General features: G+C 66.8%; 11 protein-coding genes. 6 read left to right on the forward strand and 5 right to left on the reverse strand.

What is annotated here, in order from left to right; genetic code table 11:
• Positions 1-370: 370 nt before the first annotated feature.
• The 6 genes from ACZK08_RS08655 to ACZK08_RS08680 all read left to right on the forward strand — a co-directional run bounded on the left by ACZK08_RS08655 (position 371) and on the right by ACZK08_RS08680 (position 10,336).
• A complete protein-coding gene (locus ACZK08_RS08655; RefSeq protein WP_065182693.1) occupies positions 371-2,836 on the forward strand; it encodes a GH92 family glycosyl hydrolase in 2,466 nt (821 codons plus the stop codon).
• 96 nt (positions 2,837-2,932) lie between these two features.
• Positions 2,933-3,985 carry a LacI family DNA-binding transcriptional regulator gene (locus tag ACZK08_RS08660; RefSeq protein ID WP_065182692.1) on the forward strand — a complete coding sequence of 351 codons (1,053 nt, stop codon included), beginning with the start codon at positions 2,933-2,935 and terminating at the stop codon, positions 3,983-3,985.
• Positions 3,986-4,044: 59 nt separating this feature from the next.
• Complete coding sequence (gene fucP, locus ACZK08_RS08665; RefSeq protein ID WP_065182691.1) at positions 4,045-5,358, forward strand: L-fucose:H+ symporter permease; 1,314 nt, start codon at positions 4,045-4,047, stop codon at positions 5,356-5,358.
• 7 nt (positions 5,359-5,365) lie between these two features.
• A complete protein-coding gene (locus ACZK08_RS08670) occupies positions 5,366-6,361 on the forward strand; it encodes a carbohydrate kinase family protein (protein WP_065182690.1) in 996 nt (331 codons plus the stop codon).
• On the forward strand, positions 6,358-7,584 hold the full coding sequence (locus ACZK08_RS08675) for an AGE family epimerase/isomerase (RefSeq protein WP_065182689.1): 1,227 nt from the start codon (positions 6,358-6,360) through the stop codon (positions 7,582-7,584). The genes ACZK08_RS08670 and ACZK08_RS08675 overlap by 4 nt, the downstream gene beginning before the upstream one ends.
• Before the next feature lie 235 nt (positions 7,585-7,819).
• Positions 7,820-10,336, forward strand: a complete 2,517-nt coding sequence (locus ACZK08_RS08680; protein ID WP_231107789.1) for a beta-mannosidase — start codon at positions 7,820-7,822, stop codon at positions 10,334-10,336.
• A 72-nt stretch (positions 10,337-10,408) separates the two neighbouring features.
• Here ACZK08_RS08680 and mtnC read toward each other — a convergent pair whose 3' ends face one another.
• The 5 genes from mtnC to ACZK08_RS08705 form a co-directional block, all read right to left on the reverse strand.
• Positions 10,409-11,104, reverse strand: coding sequence for an acireductone synthase (gene mtnC / locus ACZK08_RS08685; RefSeq protein WP_065182688.1), 696 nt, complete (start codon positions 11,102-11,104; stop codon positions 10,409-10,411).
• 3 nt (positions 11,105-11,107) lie between these two features.
• On the reverse strand, positions 11,108-11,665 hold the full coding sequence (locus ACZK08_RS08690) for a 1,2-dihydroxy-3-keto-5-methylthiopentene dioxygenase (RefSeq protein WP_053516703.1): 558 nt from the start codon (positions 11,663-11,665) through the stop codon (positions 11,108-11,110).
• Between the two features lie 78 nt (positions 11,666-11,743).
• Positions 11,744-12,385, reverse strand: a complete 642-nt coding sequence (locus ACZK08_RS08695) for a methylthioribulose 1-phosphate dehydratase (protein WP_065182687.1) — start codon at positions 12,383-12,385, stop codon at positions 11,744-11,746.
• 560 nt (positions 12,386-12,945) lie between these two features.
• On the reverse strand, positions 12,946-14,373 hold the full coding sequence (locus ACZK08_RS08700; RefSeq protein WP_053519498.1) for an amino acid permease: 1,428 nt from the start codon (positions 14,371-14,373) through the stop codon (positions 12,946-12,948).
• Between the two features lie 91 nt (positions 14,374-14,464).
• Positions 14,465-15,940 carry an amino acid permease gene (locus ACZK08_RS08705; RefSeq protein WP_053519499.1) on the reverse strand — a complete coding sequence of 492 codons (1,476 nt, stop codon included), beginning with the start codon at positions 15,938-15,940 and terminating at the stop codon, positions 14,465-14,467.
• Positions 15,941-15,967: the final 27 nt, after the last annotated feature.

Below are 15,967 nucleotides of genomic sequence, written 5' to 3' on the forward strand. Positions count from 1 at the left end.
ACCGCAACGTCGTCTTGGATCGATCTAAGCGATGGGCGGGCGTTTTTTAGCATGGGTTGCCCGTCGGCGCATGCTGCTGCGCAATATGGTATTGCCGTGGCGGGGGCATGACGTTTTTCTGAATCGGCTGGAAACGTTTTCTCGCGCGATTCCCCGGCAGGCCGGCCAAGAGGCCGCGCGGCGGGACGTATGCTGCGGCGCAGAATGCATTGGCGCGAATCGCCATGCTCTACTTGAATCGATCTAAATTCACGGTTGCGCGGGTCTCGCGCCATTCCACGGGGAGCAGGCTGCCTGCAGGCAGCGCTCAGCGGAAGGCGTTGCAGGCTCCAGCCGTCTGCCACCGCACCATCGACCACAGGAACCCGACATGCGCCCAGTGCCGTCCGCTCCCGCTGTCCCCTCGACGCCGCGCCCGTTGACGCGATTGGCCTGGCTGCTCGCACTGGCGATGTCGCCGGTGCTGCTGCAGGCCGCCCCGGCCGCACTCGAGCGCGAGGTGAACACCTTCATCGGCAGCAAGGACGATGGCAACACGTTCCCGGGCGCCTCGGCACCCTTCGGCCTGATCCAGGTCAGCCCCATCGGCAGCCACTATTCGGGGTGGCGCTACGACGACGAGAAGATCCGTGGCTTCGGCCACTCCTTCCTGTCCGGTGCCGGGTGCTGGGAGCAGGGCGGCCAGGTCTCGGTCCTGCCCGTGACCGGCAGCATCGGTCCCGGTGGCGATTTCGACACCGCCGACGCCAAGAGCTTCAACCACAAGACCTATGCCGCGTCGTACACGCATGACGGCGAAATCGGCCAGGCCGGCTACTACAAGGTGCGCCTGACCAGCTACGGTGGCGTCGATGCCGAGGCGACCGCGCGCACCCGTGCCGCCGCCGAGCGCTACACCTTCAGCCAGCGAAGCGGCGATGGCCACGTGCTGGTGAATGTCGGCCAGGCGAATGAACGCCATTCGGTGATCGGCAGCGTGATCGACGTGGTCGGCGACCGCGTGGTCGAGGGCAAGCTGGTCACCAAGAGTTTCTGCGGTGGCCACCAGTACACGACGTGGTTCCGCATCGAGTTCGATCGCCCGTTCAAGGCGCATGGGACCTGGGGCGAGGCCGGTGGCCTGCCGGGGGCGCGCCACAGCATGGAAGGCGAGCAGAAGCCGAACGGTGCCTGGTTGAGCTTCGACCTGGCCAAGGGGCAGTCGGTCACGGCGGTGAGCGCGATTTCGCATGTCGATGCCGAAGGCGCGCGCACCAACCTGCGCACCGAGGGCATGCAGGGCGGAGCGCTGATGGGCTTCGACCGCATGCGCGCGCTGTCGCAGCAGGCGTGGCGCGAGGAGCTGGGCCGGGTGCGCGTGCAGGGCGGCAGTGCTGATGACCGCACGGTGTTCTACAGCGCCGCCTACCACGCGCTGCTGCAGCCGCTGACCGGCAGCGATGCCGACGGCCGCTACCGCGGCTACGACGATGGCATCCATCGCGCGGATGGCTGGACCTACTACGAGTACTTCTCGCTGTGGGATACCTACCGTGCGCAGAACCAATGGCTGGCGCTGACCCGCCCCGATGTGGCGCGTGACATCGGCCGCACGCTGCTGGCGATCGACGAGCAGGGGGGCTGGCTGCCACGCTGGGGTTACGCCAACTTTGAGACGAACATCATGACCGGCGATCCGGTGACCCCGTTCATGGTCGACCTGTGGCGTTTCGGTGCGTTCAAGGGCCGTGAATCGCAGGCGTGGGATGCGCTGCGCCGCAATGCGTTCGGCACCCCGCCGTTGAATTCCCGTCATGCGGGCCGGTCGGGCAATCCGACCTATCTGGACAAGGGCTACGTGGTCTACGACCGTGCGTTCCCGTCCAAGGGCATGGACGTCGATCCGCATCACGGCGGCTCGGCCACTCTGGAATATGCACTGGCCGACTGCGCGCTTTCGCAGATGGCCGATGGCCTGGGTCACGCCCGGGATGCGGCGACGCTGCGAGAGCGCGGCCGCAACTGGCGCAAGGTGTGGGACCCGCAGGTCCGCGACGCCGAGACCGGCTTCAGCGGCTTCCCGCGGCCTCGCACCGAGGACGGGCAGTGGTACACCCCGGCCGACGGGCACTACAGCCCACGTTCCCACCACGGCTTCCATGAAGGCACCGCGTGGCAGTACCAGTGGCTGGCGCAGCAGGACATGCCGGGGCTGGTCGAGGCGATGGACGGTCGTGAGCAGGCCGGGCGCCGGCTCGATGCCTTCTTCGCGATGGATGCACTGCAGGCCGACCCGCTCAATGCCGCGCGGCGCGAATGGGTGGTCGGACCCTACAGCTACTACAACCAGTTCCGCTACAACCCGAACAACGAACCCGATCTGCACGCGCCGTGGCTCTACACCCTGATCGGCCAGCCGTGGAAGACCGCCGCGGTGGTGCGGGCCGCGCAGCAGCTGTTCACCAATGCGCCCAATGGCGTGACCGGCAACGACGATCTTGGAACGATGTCGGCGTGGTACCTGTTCAGTGCGATCGGCATGTACCCGGCAGTACCGGGCAGTGGCCAGTTCCTGCTGCATACGCCGCGCTTTGCCCTGGTCGAGGTCGACATGGGCAATGGCCGCACCCTGCGCATCAATGCCCCGGGGGCGGACGGCCGCCGCCTGCAGTACGTGCAGGGCGTGCAGGTCGATGGCCAGGCGCATGCCCCGGTCTGGCTGGACTGGGAGCGCCTGCAGCAGGGCCCGCGCCTGCACTTCGCCCTCGACGCGCAGGCGCCGACCCAGGGGTGGGGCACGGCGGTGAAGGATCTGCCGGTGTCCTGGTGCGCGGCACCTGGCAGCCAGCTGCGTTGATCGGGGCTGTGCCGTTCGCGGCGACCCAGCGAACGGCACGGCACGAGACGGCCGCGATCCATTAGGCTTGAGCCCTCAGCGGAGCCCGGGAATACGATGAACGACAACGGCAGCAGCACTTCCAGCAAACGCGCCGGCAAGGCAGTGACGGTGACCGACATCGCGCGCGCCATCGGCGTATCGCGGGCGACCGTGTCGCTGGTGCTGCGCGGCAGCCCGCTGGTCAACGTCGATACCCGGGCCAAGGTCGAGGCCGAGCTGCGGCGCCAGCGCTATGTCTACAACCGCGCAGCAGCCAACCTGCGGCGGCGCACGTCCTCCAGCATCGCACTGGTGATCAACGACCTGTCCAATCCATTCTTCGCCGAATTCGCCTCCGGCGTCGACGAGGCGCTGGGTGGGCGTGGCTACGTGACCCTGCTGGGCAGCACCGGCGAATCGCCGGAACGCCAGCAGGCGGTGCTGTCCACGCTGATGGAACACACCCCGGCGGGGCTGATCCTGTCGCCGGCCGAAGGCAGCGATGCCACGCAGCTGCGCCAGGCACTGGGAGCCAATGCCAACGTCCTGCTGTTCAACCGTGAGCTGGACGGGGCTGATTGGGACTTCCTGACGCTGGACAACCAGCATGGGGCCTATCTGGCCACCCGCCACCTGATCGAGCGCGGCCATCGCCATATCGCCTTCTTCGGCGGCCACGCGGCGTCCAGTTCCTGCCACCAGCGCCGTGCCGGCTTCCAGCAGGCGCTGGTTGAGGCTGGACTGTCGCTGCCACCCGGCTGGATGATCGAATCGGCGCCGAACCGGCTGGAGGCGGCTGCACGCACCGACGAACTGTTCGCCGATGGCCATCGGCCGAGCGCAGCGGTCTGCTACAACGACACCGTCGCGCTGGGGCTGATGCTGGGCCTGAACTCGCGCGGCATCCGGCCGGGCGGCGATTTCGCTGTCACCGGCTTCGACGATATTTCCGAGGCTTCGGTGGCGGTGCCACCGTTGACGACGCTGACCGCCGACCCGCGCGAGCGTGGCCGGCAGGCGGCGGCACTGCTGCTGCAGCGCCTGGACGAACCGGATGCGCCGCCACGGCGCACGGTGGCTCCGGTGCAGCTGCGGATCCGCGAAAGCAGTGCCGCCCGGCCGACCTGATTTCACTGCCGTTACTCCTTCCACGCAACAACGATTCCGCGCAACGAGGCGCGTTCCGCATGCCGATCTCAGCAACGCCCCGTCCGTCGGGTTCCCCGGGCAACGCACCGGCCGTCACCAACGGCAAGGCCCTGGCCGTGGTGACCACCATCTTCTTCATGTGGGGCTTCCTGACCTGCCTCAACGACATCCTGATTCCACACCTGAAGGCGGTGTTCGAGCTGAACTACGCGCGGGCGATGCTGGTGCAGTTCACCTTCTTCGGTACGTACTTCCTGATGTCGCTGCCCGCTGGCCGCCTGGTCGCGGCTCTCGGCTACAAGAAGGGCATCGTGGCCGGCCTGCTGATTGCAGGTGTGGGTGCGCTGGGCTTCTGGCCGGCGGCCGAACTGCGGATCTACGGCGCCTTCCTGGGTGCATTGTTCGTGCTCGCCACCGGCATCACCGTGCTGCAGGTGGCGGCCAATCCCTATGTGGCGCTGCTGGGCCCGGAGCAGACCAGCTCCAGCCGGCTGACCCTGGCGCAGGCGTTGAACTCGCTGGGTACGGCGATCGCGCCGATCTTCGGCGGCATGCTGATTCTTTCCAATACGGTCAAGAGCGCCGATGAAATGGAGGCGATGCCGGCCGCCGAACAGCTGGCCTATCGTGCTGCCGAGGCGCAGGCCGTGCAGGGCCCGTATGTGGGCCTCGCGGTGGCGCTGGTGCTGCTGGCGTTGTTCGTGTTCCTGTTCCGCCTGCCGGCGCTGAGCGATGCGACCGAACAGGCCGACCAGGGGCATCACCACAGCTATCTGGATGCGCTGCGCCAGCGTCATCTGCTGCTGGGCGTGCTTGGCATCTTCTTCTATGTCGGTGCGGAAGTGTCGATCGGCAGCTTCCTGGTGAACTACCTGTCGATGCCCGACATCGGCGGATTCAGCGAGCAGGAGGCCACACACTACGTTTCCGCCTACTGGACGATGGCGATGGTCGGCCGCTTTGCCGGCTCGGCGCTGCTGGCCCGCTTCTCGCCGAGCCGCCTGCTGGCGATCTTCGCACTGGTCAACGTCGGCCTGCTGGCGCTGACCATGGCCAGCGCCGGCAGTGTCGCGCTGTACTCGGTGGTGGCGATCGGCCTGTTCAACTCGATCATGTTCCCCACCATCTTCGCGCTCAGCATCGAGCGCCTGGGGCCGCTGACCAACAAGGGCTCGAGCCTGCTGATCATGGCCATCGTCGGCGGCGCCGTGGTGCCGTACCTGCAGGGCGTGCTGGCCGACCACATCGGGGTGCAGGCCAGCTTCATCCTGCCGCTGCTGTGCTACGTCTACATCATTTTCTACGGACTGGTCGGCGCACGTACGCCGGCCTCCGCAACGCAGGGAGGCTGAGTCCGGAATGGGTGCGATTGTCTGCTTCGGCGAAATTTTGATCGATCTACTGGCGCAGCCGCCGGCCAATGCGGACACGCCGCGCGCGTTCCTGCAATACGCCGGCGGGGCACCGGCCAACGTCGCGGTGGCTGCCGCGCGGCTGGGCGCGAAGACCCAGTTCGTCGGCATGCTGGGCCGCGACATGTTCGGCGACTTCCTGGCCGAAAGCCTGGCCGAGCACGGTGTCGGTACCGACTACATCGTCCGCACCGATGCCGCCAAGACCGCGCTGGCGTTCGTCGCTCTCGATGCAGAGGGGGAGCGCAGCTTCAGCTTCTACCGTCCGCCGGCGGCCGATCTGCTGTTCCGCGACAGTGATTTCCAGGCCGCCTGCTTCGACAGTGCGCAGTGCTTCCACGTCTGCTCCAACAGCCTGACCGAGGCGGCCATCGCGGACGCAACCTTCGCGGGCATGGAGCGCGCGCGCGCTGCCGGGGCTGTGGTCAGTCTCGACCTCAACCTGCGGCCGGCGCTGTGGCCGGCCGATGTCGATCCGTCGCCGCGCCTGTGGCAGGCGCTCGAACGCGCGGACCTGGTCAAGCTGTCGCGCGAAGAACTGGACTACCTGGCGGCGCCCCTGGGCGACGGCGGCGACGACGCGGTGCTGCAGCGGCTGCTGGCGGCGCAGGCTCGCTGGGTGATCGTGACCGATGGTGCGGCAACGCTGCACTGGTACACCCGCCAGGCGCAGGGCACGGTGACCAGCTTCCAGGTCGCGGCTGTCGATACCACCGCAGCCGGTGATGCCTTCGTGGGAGGTGTGCTGGTGGGACTGCTGGAGCGGGGTGGCGCAGGCGCGGGATTCAATGCGTTCTGCCGGGACCCGCAGGCCATCGACGCCACGCTGCGCTTCGGTGCCGCGGTCGGCGCGCTGGCAGTTACCCGCAAGGGCGCGTTCGCCGCGATGCCCTCGCTCGACGAAGTGCAGCAGCTGCTGCAGGCACAGGACATTACCGCATGAGCACCTCGCCCGACTTCCGTTCGCCCGCGTTCCTGCGCGCGCATATCGCCGATACCCTGGCGTTCTATCATCCGCGCTGCATCGATCCGGCCGGTGGTTTCTTCCATTATTTCCGTGACGACGGCAGCGTCTACGATGCCAGCCATCGCCATCTGGTAAGCAGCACCCGTTTCGTCTTCAACTACGCGATGGCCTATCGCGAGTTCGGCAAGGCCGAGTACCGCGAGGCCGTCGAGCATGGCGTGCGCTATCTGCGTGAGGTGCACCGCAATCCGGCCACCGGTGGCTATGCCTGGACCCTGCGCGATGGCCAGGTCGAGGACGACATGAATCACTGCTATGGCGTGGCGTTCGTCCTGCTGGCCTACAGCTGCGCGTTGAAGGCCGGCATCGAGCAGGCCCGCGCGTGGATGGATGAGACCTGGCAGCTGCTGGAGGCGCGCTTCTGGGAGCCGCAGCACGGTCTGTACCGGGACGAGGCGGACGGCCAGTGGAACTTCACCGGTTACCGTGGACAGAACGCCAACATGCACATGTGCGAGGCCATGCTGGCTGCGTTCGAGGCCAGTGGCGAACAGCGCTATGTGGAACGTGCCCTGCAGCTGGCCGACAACATGACCCGTCGACAGGCAGCCAAGGCCGGTGGCCTGGTATGGGAGCACTACGATTCCAACTGGGAGATCGACTGGAACTACAACCTGGACGACCCCAAGCATCTGTTCCGTCCCTGGGGCTTCCAGCCGGGCCACCAGACGGAGTGGGCCAAACTGCTGCTGATCCTGGATCGGCACGTGCAGGCCGACTGGCTGGTGCCGACGGCGCGTCATCTGTTCGACGTGGCCGTGGAGCGCAGCTGGGACGAGGCCCGTGGTGGCCTGTACTACGGTTTCGCGCCGGAGTCACGGCGGCAGCCGGGCATGGACGGCGCGCCGATCGGCGGCGACAGCTTCGTCTGCGACGACGACAAGTACTTCTGGGTACAGGCCGAAACCCTGGCAACCGCTGCGCTGATGGCTGCGCGCACCGGTGATGACCGCTACTGGCAGTGGTACGACCGCATCTGGGCCTATTCCTGGGAGCACTTCGTCGATCACCGCTACGGCGCCTGGTTCCGGATCCTCGATGCAGACAACCGCAAGTACAGCGATGAAAAGAGCCCCGCAGGCAAGGTGGATTACCACACCATGGGTGCCTGCTACGAAGTGCTGAACGTCGTGCGTTGAGCATGACCGGCAGCGCCGGGCCATGCCCGGCGAAGCATGATCGGTAGCGCCGGGCCATGCCCGTCGAAGCATGATCGGTAGCGCCGGGCCATGCCCGGCGGACACAACAGGAGTCCCGCCCGTGCATCGCCCTTTCCGTGCCGTTTGCCCATTCGCCTCTCTGGTCCTGTTGTGGATTGCCACTCTCGTATTCCCGGCAGCGGCCGCTCCGTTACAGGCAAGCTGGGAGTTCCGCATGCTGCCGGGCGACGCGCAGGGCGCGGCGCATCCCGGCCTGCAGCAATGGCGCAGCGCGCAGGTGCCGGGCAGCATCCACACCGACCTGCTGGCGCACGAACTGATCCGTGATCCTTACGTCGGCGCCGCCGAGGCCGAGCTGCAGTGGATCGGCCTGGCGGCATGGGAATACCGTGCACGCTTTGATGTGGACGCCGCGACCCTGGCCAGGCCGAACGCGGAACTGCGCTTTGACGGTCTGGATACGTACGCGGAAGTCACCCTCAACGGCAGGCCGCTGCTGCGCGCCGACAACGCTCACCGCAGCTGGCGCGTGCGCGTGGACGGCCGCCTGAAGGCGACGGGCAACACGCTGCAGATCGTGTTCCGTTCGCCGATCCGCACGCTGCTGCCCGCTGTCCAGGCGATGCCGCACAGGATTGCTGGCAATTATCCTTCGCCCTACGGTGACGAGCCGAAGGATGCGATGGTCGGTAATTTCGCGCGCAAGCCGGCCTACCATTTCGGCTGGGACTGGGGTCCGCGCTATGTCACCGCCGGGGTCTGGCGTGGCATCGACCTGGAGTCCTGGGGGGAGCGCCGCCTCGGCGATGTGGCCGTACGCACCGAGATGCTGGACGCGCAGCAGGCGAAGCTTGCGGTAGTGCTGCAGGTGGAACAGGACGCTGCCGTGGGTACCGCGGCCGTCGATGTGGAGGTGTTCGATCCGGAGATGCGCAGTGTCGCGCGGGTGCAGCGGCACGTTGCAGTGGCCCCGGGAGCGAATACGGTGGAGCTGCCGGTGGCGCTTGCCCAGCCCCGCCGCTGGTGGCCGGTCGGCTACGGGGCACAGGATCGCTACGTGGTGGCGGTCCGCCTGGACAGCGGCGATAGCGAGTCGCTCGCGCGCGAGCAGCGCATCGGCCTGCGCACGGTCGAACTGCGCCGCGACAAGGACGCTGATGGCGGCCAGGGCTTCGCATTCGTGATCAACGGCGTGCCGGTCTTCGCCAAGGGTGCGAACGTGATTCCCTTCGACGCGTTCCCGGCCCATGTGGATTCCGCGCGCGTGCGCCAGGTGCTGACCGCCGCGCGCGACGCCAACATGAACATGCTGCGCAACTGGGGCGGCGGCTACTACGAAAACGATGTGTTCTTCGATATTGCCGATGAACTGGGCCTGCTGGTCTGGCAGGACTTCATGTTCGGCGGCGGCATGCAGCCCGGCTACGACCCGGCATTCCGCGCCAGCGTGGTTGCCGAAGCGCGCGAGAACGTGCGCCGCCTGCGCCATCACCCCAGCATCGTGTTGTGGTGTGGCAACAACGAAGAGGAAACCGCGTGGAAGGACTGGGGCCATGGCCGCGACCTGAAGGCCGCAGATCCGGTCTTCGCCGCAAAGGTCTGGCAGGGCTATGTGGACCTGTTCGGCAATGACCTGCGTGCGGTGGTCCGTGAAGAAGGGCTGGGGGTGCCGTACTGGTCCAGTTCGCCCAGCAACGACCTCGACGAGAAGGCCAACGACTCCACCCGTGGCGACAAGCACTACTGGCAGGTGTGGGGCAATCCGGCGTTGCCGGTGCAGGCCTATCTGCGCGAGACGCCGCGCTTCATGTCCGAGTACGGCCTGCAGGCGTGGCCGGCCGTGGCTACGGTGGACCAGATCGCAACCCGCGCCGAGCAGCGGATCGACAGCCCGGTGATTCGCGCGCACCAGAAATTCATGGCGGGCGAGGGCAACAGCCGTCTGCTGCACTATATCGAGCGGGGTTACGGTACGCCGAAGGATTTCGGGGACTTCGTGTATCTCAGCCAGGTGATGCAGGCCGATGGCATCGCTCTGGCAGCGCTGCACCATCGCGCCTCACGCCCCTACACGATGGGCTCGCTCTACTGGCAGCTCAATGACGTATGGCCGGGTGCGTCCTGGTCGAGTGTGGACTACTTCGGGCGCTGGAAGGCGCTGCACTACCAGGCGCGGCGCTTCTTCGCTCCCGTTGCCGTGGCGGCGCTGCGTGACGAGGGCACGACACGCGTGCGTCTGCTCAACGATGGCGACGCCGGCGAGGCGCGCTGGCGGCTGCGGGTGATGGATGTCGACGGCAAAGTGCTACGTCGTCGCGAGCAGGCGGTGACCCTGGCGGCCGCGGGCGTGACGGCGGTCGGCGATTTCAGTGATGCCGAACTGCTGGCGGGTGCCGATCCGAAGCGCACGATTGCCGTGTTCGAGGTGCTGCAGGGAAGGAAGACGACTGCGCGTCAGGTCGTTGGATTCGTCGAAGCGAAGGATCAGGTACTGCCCCGCCAGGCGCTCAGGGCCACGCTGGATGTCGAGGGGGACCACTACCGGCTGCGGCTGCAGAGCAGGGCATTCGTGCGCGCGGCATGGGTGGACTTCGGTGCCCTGGAGGTGCAACTGGAGGACAACCTGCTCGATCTGCTGCCGGGCGAGAGCCGCGACATCAACGTGCGCGGCCCGGTGGATCTGGCCACGCTGCGCGAGGCGCTGGAGGTGCGCAGCCTCAACGATCGTTGAGGCTGCGCCGTCGGCGGTACCTGGCCTGGGCCGGTGCCAACCCGGGTTGGCTGCGACCAGAAAGGGATCGTGTTACAGCTGGATCTGCTGGAAGTTCTCGACCCGCTCGTGACCGTGGGCGGCGTCGCCGACGCGCGGCATCGGGTAGTCGTCCAGACGATCCAGCAGGCGGGTCTGCAGACCGGCCTCGCGCGCGGCATCAAGCTCTTCCACCACGTCGGACAGGAACAGGATCTCGCCTGCCGGCACGCCGATGGACTGGACGATGCGGCGGTAACTGTCGGCCTCACGCTTGCCGCCGATCTCGGTGTCGAACCAGCCTGACACCAGCGGGCTGAGATCGCCCGCGTCGCTGAAACCGAAAAACAGCTTCTGCGCCGGCACCGAACCGGAGGAGTAGACGTACAGCGGCAGGCCCGAGGCATGCCATCCCTTCAGCACCGGCGCCACTTCCGGATAGAAGTGCGCGGTGTAGTCGCCACGGCGATAGCCGGCGTCCCAGATCAGGCCCTGCAGCGCCTTCAGCGCCGTGTGCTTGCGGTCCTGGTCGATCCAGCCCTGCAGGGTCTCGGCGACCAGGCTGTCCTGGCAGGCGCCGCCGATTTCGCTGGCCACCGTGTCCAGCCAGCGGCGCACGTCCGGTCGCTGGCCATGCTCGGCCACGAAGCCGGGCAGCGCCTGGCGCGCATAGGGGAACAGCACGTTCTTGACGAACGAGATGCTGCTGGTGGTGCCTTCGATGTCGGTCAGGATGACGCGGGGCTGCATGGATCAGGATGCCTGGGTCGGAACGTAACGGGGGAATTTCTGCGCGATGTCGGTGCCGGTGAAGTGGCCGACCCAGCCATCCGGCTCGGTGAAGAAGCGGATGGCCACGAAACTCGGCTCCTCGCCCATGTCGAACCAGTGTGTGGTGCCATCGGGCACGGCGATCAGGTCATCCTTCACGCATTCGATCTCGTAGACCTTGTCACCCACGTGCAGGGTGAACAGCCCCGAGCCGGCAACGAAGAAGCGCACTTCGTCTTCCTTGTGGAAGTGCTCGTCGAGGAACTTCCTGCGCAGCTCGGCGCGGTTGGGATTGTCCGGCGCGATCGACGCCACATCCACGCTCTTGAAGCCGCGTTCGGCGACCAGGCGATCGATGTCGGCGCGGTAAGCGGCGAACACCTCGTCCTGGCTGGCGCCCGGCGCGACCGGTGCGGTGGCCTGCCAGCGCTCGAAGGTCACGCCGATCTTCTGCAGCTCGGCAGCGATGATGGCGCCGTCCTGGCTGTCCAGCAGCGGGGATTCGGGGCGGGTGTCGTCGTAGATGCGCAGTCGGCTCATGGCGGCAGCTTGAACGTCTCGGGGGGAGGACAGGGTAGCAGGGTGGCGGGCGGGCGCAGATTGCGGTTTGGAATCTGCTCAGCCACGCAGCCTGCGCAGTTCCAGTTCGCAGTGCAGCAGGAACTCGAATGCCTCAAGGTGGCGGCGCGCTTCGGCCATGTCGCGGCCCCAGGCGTACAGGCCGTGGCCATCGATCAGGTAGCCCCACAGCGTCTGGCGGTCCAGCAGATCCTCGACCTGGGCCGACAGCACGTTCATGTCCTGGGTGTTGGCGAACACCGGAACGTCGATGGCCATCTCGTGCGTGCTGTTGCCGGCAAAGGCTTTCAGCAGCTCATAGCCTTCCAGGCGGATGTGCCCCTGTGGTGCATACAGGCGCGAGGCGACGGTCTGCACCGGCGAATGCGTATGCAGGACGCAGCCGATTTCCGGGAAACGCCGGTACAGCTGCGTGTGCAGCAGCGTCTCGGCGGACGGGCGCAGGGGACGGCCGACGGCCTGGCCATCGAAGTCCACGACCATGATGTCGTCCTCGATCAGCCGCCCCTTGTCCTTGCCGGAGACGGTGATTGCCGCATGGCGGTCGTCGAGCCGATGGGAGAAGTTGCTGCTGGTGGCCGGGGTCCAGCCGGCCTGGGCCAGTTCGCGGACGTTGTCGATCAGCAGCTGGGCGAGCTCGCTCAGGCGCGCGGTGTCATAGGGGAGGGGGGCGGCGTTCATGCGGGCGATTTTACTGGATTCGGCCAACGGCTGAGCCCCTCGTGGCTGTCTCGCCGGGCGGGATTTCTTGCTTTGGCCGGGCGGGTGGGCTGTGCAGGGGACGCCGTAAAGCCATCCTTGGGGGCTTGGCCGCGGCATCCCTGCCGCGGACACCCCTGCACAACCCACCCGCCCGGCCACGGACAGGTTCCGTGCGTGTCAGCCACGGAGTGAAGAAGGAAAAGCGAAAAGCGGGTCGCTTCGCTGCACTTGCTCGGAGCGGAGCATGGCTCCGCTCTACAGAGGATTCATCGACCTACGAAAATTCATCTCCTGGACGAATTCATCCACGCATGACGTGGACCAACCAGACGCGCCAGGAGACTGTCGGAGGTGGGGCGGGTTGGGTTCGCGGGGGTGTCCGCGGCATGGATGCCGCGGCCAAGCCTCCAGGGATGGATTCACGGCGTCCCCCGCGAACCCAACCCGTCCCGCCAAACCCTCGGCTCCGCTGTTGCTGTTGCCGTTGCTCCGGCTTCAAAGGCGGGTGCAGGACCGCAGGCCCTGCAATGCAGAACCCCTTACTTCACCCGCAGGCGGCTGTGCCGGAAGCCGTAGCAGAAATAGATCACGAACCCGAAGAACGTCCACACGCCCATCAGCATCCAGTTGTGCATCGTCATCGCCGACAGCAGCGCCAGGCAGCTGAGCACGCCCAGGCTGCAGATCAGCCACGCCATCGGCATGCGGAACGGGCGCGGCAGGTCCGGTTGGGTGCGGCGCAGGATCAGCACGCCCGCACACACCGCCGCGAAGGCGATCAGCGTGCCCATCGAGGTCAGTTCGCCGAGCACATCCAGCGGGAACAGCGCAGCCAGCAGGGCGATGCCGATTCCGGTGATGACCGTATTGATATGCGGAGTGCGGTACTTCGGATGGATCCGGGTGAACACGGGCGGCAGCAGGCCATCGCGACCCATGATCATGAAGATGCGCGGCTGCGCGATCACCATCACCAGTACGACCGAAGAAAGGCCGACCAGTGCCCCGATTTCCACCACCACCCGCAGCCAGCCCAGCTGGGGATGCGCCGCGACGGCGGTGACCACCGGCTCATCGGTGCCGAGCAGGGTGTACGGCACCAGGCCGGTCATGACGGCCGCCATGGCGATGTACAGCACCGTGCAGACCACCAGCGAGAGCATCATGCCGATCGGCATGTCGCGCTGCGGACGGTGTGACTCCTGTGCCGCCACCGAGACCGCCTCGAAACCGATATAGGCGAAGAACACCATGGCAGCGCCACGCAGCACGCCCTCCATGCCGTACTTGCCGGGCCCCTGGTTCTCCGGAATGAACGGGGTCCAGTTGGCCGGATCGACGTACTTCCAGCCAACCACGATCACCAGCACGATCAGGCCGGTCTTGAGCACCACCATGGCCATGTTCATGGCCGAGGACTTGCTGATGCCCACGTAGCACAGCCAGGTCAGCAGCAGCACCAGGATGGCCGCGGGCAGGTTGGCGATCGCGCCGGTCGGGCGCAGCTGCCCGTCCAGCGGTGCGCTCACCAGCGCGGCCGGCAGGTGGATGTCGAAGTGACTGAGCAGGCTGAGGAAGTAGCCGGTCCAGCTGACCGCCACTGCCGAGGCGGACACGCCGTACTCCAGCACCAGCATCCAGCCGATGAACCAGGCCGAGAGCTCGCCGAAGGTGGCATAGGTGTAGGTATAGGCGCTGCCCGAGACCGGCACCATCGAGGCGAACTCGGCGTAGGCCATGGCGCAGAACGCGCAGCAGATGGCGGCCAGCACGAAGGACAGCATGATGGCCGGGCCGGCATGGTTGGCTGCGGCCTGCCCGGTGATGACGAAGATGCCGCCGCCGATCACTGCGCCGATGCCCAGGGCGGTCAACCCCCAGGGTCCGAGGTGGCGGCGCAGGCTCAGGCCATTGGCGTCTTCATGGGCGGCATGCGGGTGCTTGGTGGCCCAGAGTTGCTTGAACATGTGTGGGGATCTTGTCGATGCGCGCCGGGTGGGCGCGCGGGCGGAAACACTGGCAGGCGCAGACGGGCCGGCGCAGGGCCGGCCCGCAGGTTCAGGCGGACTTGGCCAGCTTGCTGTTGCGCATGCCGTAGCCGAAGTAGATCAGCAGGCCCAGCACCGTCCAGCCGACGAACAGATGCCAGTGCACCACGAAGGCCTGCCAGAACAGGAACAGGCAGGCCGCCGCGCCCAGCGGGCAGATGATCCACACCACCGGGACGCGGAACGGACGATGCAGCTCCGGACGGGTATAGCGCAGAACCAGCACGCCGATGCATACGGTTGCGAACGCCAGCAGGGTACCCATCGAGACCAGTTCGCCCAGCACGTTCAGCGGCATCAGGCCGGCCAGTGCCGCAGCGATCACACCGACCACGATCGTGGCCCAGTACGGGGTGCGGAAGCGGGCATGGACCTTGCCGAAGAACTTCGGCAGCAGGCCGTCGCGGGAGATCGTGTAGGCGATGCGGGTCTGGCCCATCATCATCACCAGCACCACCGAGGACAGGCCGGCGATGGCGCCGATCTCGACTGCGGTCTTCAGCCAGGACAGGCTGGCATAGGGCTCCAGCGCGGTGGCCACGGGCTTGTCGGTGCCCAGCAGGTGATACGGCATCATGCCGGTCAGCACGGCGCAGACGATGATGTAGACGAGGGTGCACACGGCCAGCGACCCGAGCAGGCCGATCGGCATGTTGCGCTGCGGGTCCTTGGTTTCGCCGGCTGCGGTGGAAACCGCGTCGAAGCCGATATAGGCGAAGAACACGATGGTGGCGGCACGGAACACGCCGCTCCAGCCGAACTCGCCGGATACGCCGGTGTTCTCCGGAATGAAGGGCTGCCAGTTGGCCGGATCGATGTGGGCGGCGCCGAAGCCGATGAACAGGCAGATCACGGTGACCTTGATGGCCACGATGATGGCGTTGACGAAGGCCGACTGGGTCACGCCGACGTACAGCAGGCCCGAGACCGCAGCGACGATCAGGACCGCCGGCAGGTTGAACAGCTTGCCGGAAGAAATGAACTCGCTGCCGGTCCATGCGATCGGTGCCGCACTGAGTGCGTCAGGGAACGGCATGTGCAGCGTGGTGGTGATGAAACTGATCAGGTAGGCCGACCAGCCCACCGCGACCGAGGCCGAGGCGAACAGGTACTCCAGTACCAGACACCAGCCGATGAACCAGGCCATGCCCTCGCCGAGCGTGGCGTAGGAGTAGGAGTAGGCGCTGCCCGATACCGGCATCATCGCGGCGAACTCGGCGTAGCACAGGCCGGCGAGTGCACATGCGATGCCGGCGAAGACGAACGAGAGCATCACTGCCGGGCCGGCGTGGTTGGCCGCGGCCTGACCGGTCAGTACGAAGATGCCTGCACCGATCACCGCCCCTACGCCAAGCAGGATCAGGTGTTTCGCCGTGAGGGTCCGTTTCAGCGTGGCTTCGCCGTCCAGGCTGCCTTCGATGGGTTCGCCGGCATCGACGTGCCCGGCCGGTTGCACCGGCTTGACCCTCAACAGAGCTTTCAGCATGCAGTACTTCCCTAATGATCGGTTTGG

The sequence above is a fragment of the Stenotrophomonas sp. 112478_Sma genome (assembly GCF_056479905.1).

Excerpts from the sequence above, each read along its gene's own strand:
- ACZK08_RS08660 (WP_065182692.1), top strand. The coding sequence starts at position 2,933 with ATGAACGACAACGGCAGCAGCACTTCCAGCAAACGCGCCGGCAAGGCA.
- ACZK08_RS08705 (WP_053519499.1), bottom strand. The coding sequence starts at position 15,940 with ATGCTGAAAGCTCTGTTGAGGGTCAAGCCGGTGCAACCGGCCGGGCAC.
- ACZK08_RS08655 (WP_065182693.1), top strand. The coding sequence starts at position 371 with ATGCGCCCAGTGCCGTCCGCTCCCGCTGTCCCCTCGACGCCGCGCCCG.
- ACZK08_RS08700 (WP_053519498.1), bottom strand. The coding sequence starts at position 14,373 with ATGTTCAAGCAACTCTGGGCCACCAAGCACCCGCATGCCGCCCATGAA.
- ACZK08_RS08680 (WP_231107789.1), top strand. The coding sequence starts at position 7,820 with ATGCTGCCGGGCGACGCGCAGGGCGCGGCGCATCCCGGCCTGCAGCAA.
- ACZK08_RS08695 (WP_065182687.1), bottom strand. The coding sequence starts at position 12,385 with ATGAACGCCGCCCCCCTCCCCTATGACACCGCGCGCCTGAGCGAGCTC.
- ACZK08_RS08690 (WP_053516703.1), bottom strand. The coding sequence starts at position 11,665 with ATGAGCCGACTGCGCATCTACGACGACACCCGCCCCGAATCCCCGCTG.
- mtnC (WP_065182688.1), bottom strand. The coding sequence starts at position 11,104 with ATGCAGCCCCGCGTCATCCTGACCGACATCGAAGGCACCACCAGCAGC.
- fucP (WP_065182691.1), top strand. The coding sequence starts at position 4,045 with ATGCCGATCTCAGCAACGCCCCGTCCGTCGGGTTCCCCGGGCAACGCA.
- ACZK08_RS08670 (WP_065182690.1), top strand. The coding sequence starts at position 5,366 with ATGGGTGCGATTGTCTGCTTCGGCGAAATTTTGATCGATCTACTGGCG.
- ACZK08_RS08675 (WP_065182689.1), top strand. The coding sequence starts at position 6,358 with ATGAGCACCTCGCCCGACTTCCGTTCGCCCGCGTTCCTGCGCGCGCAT.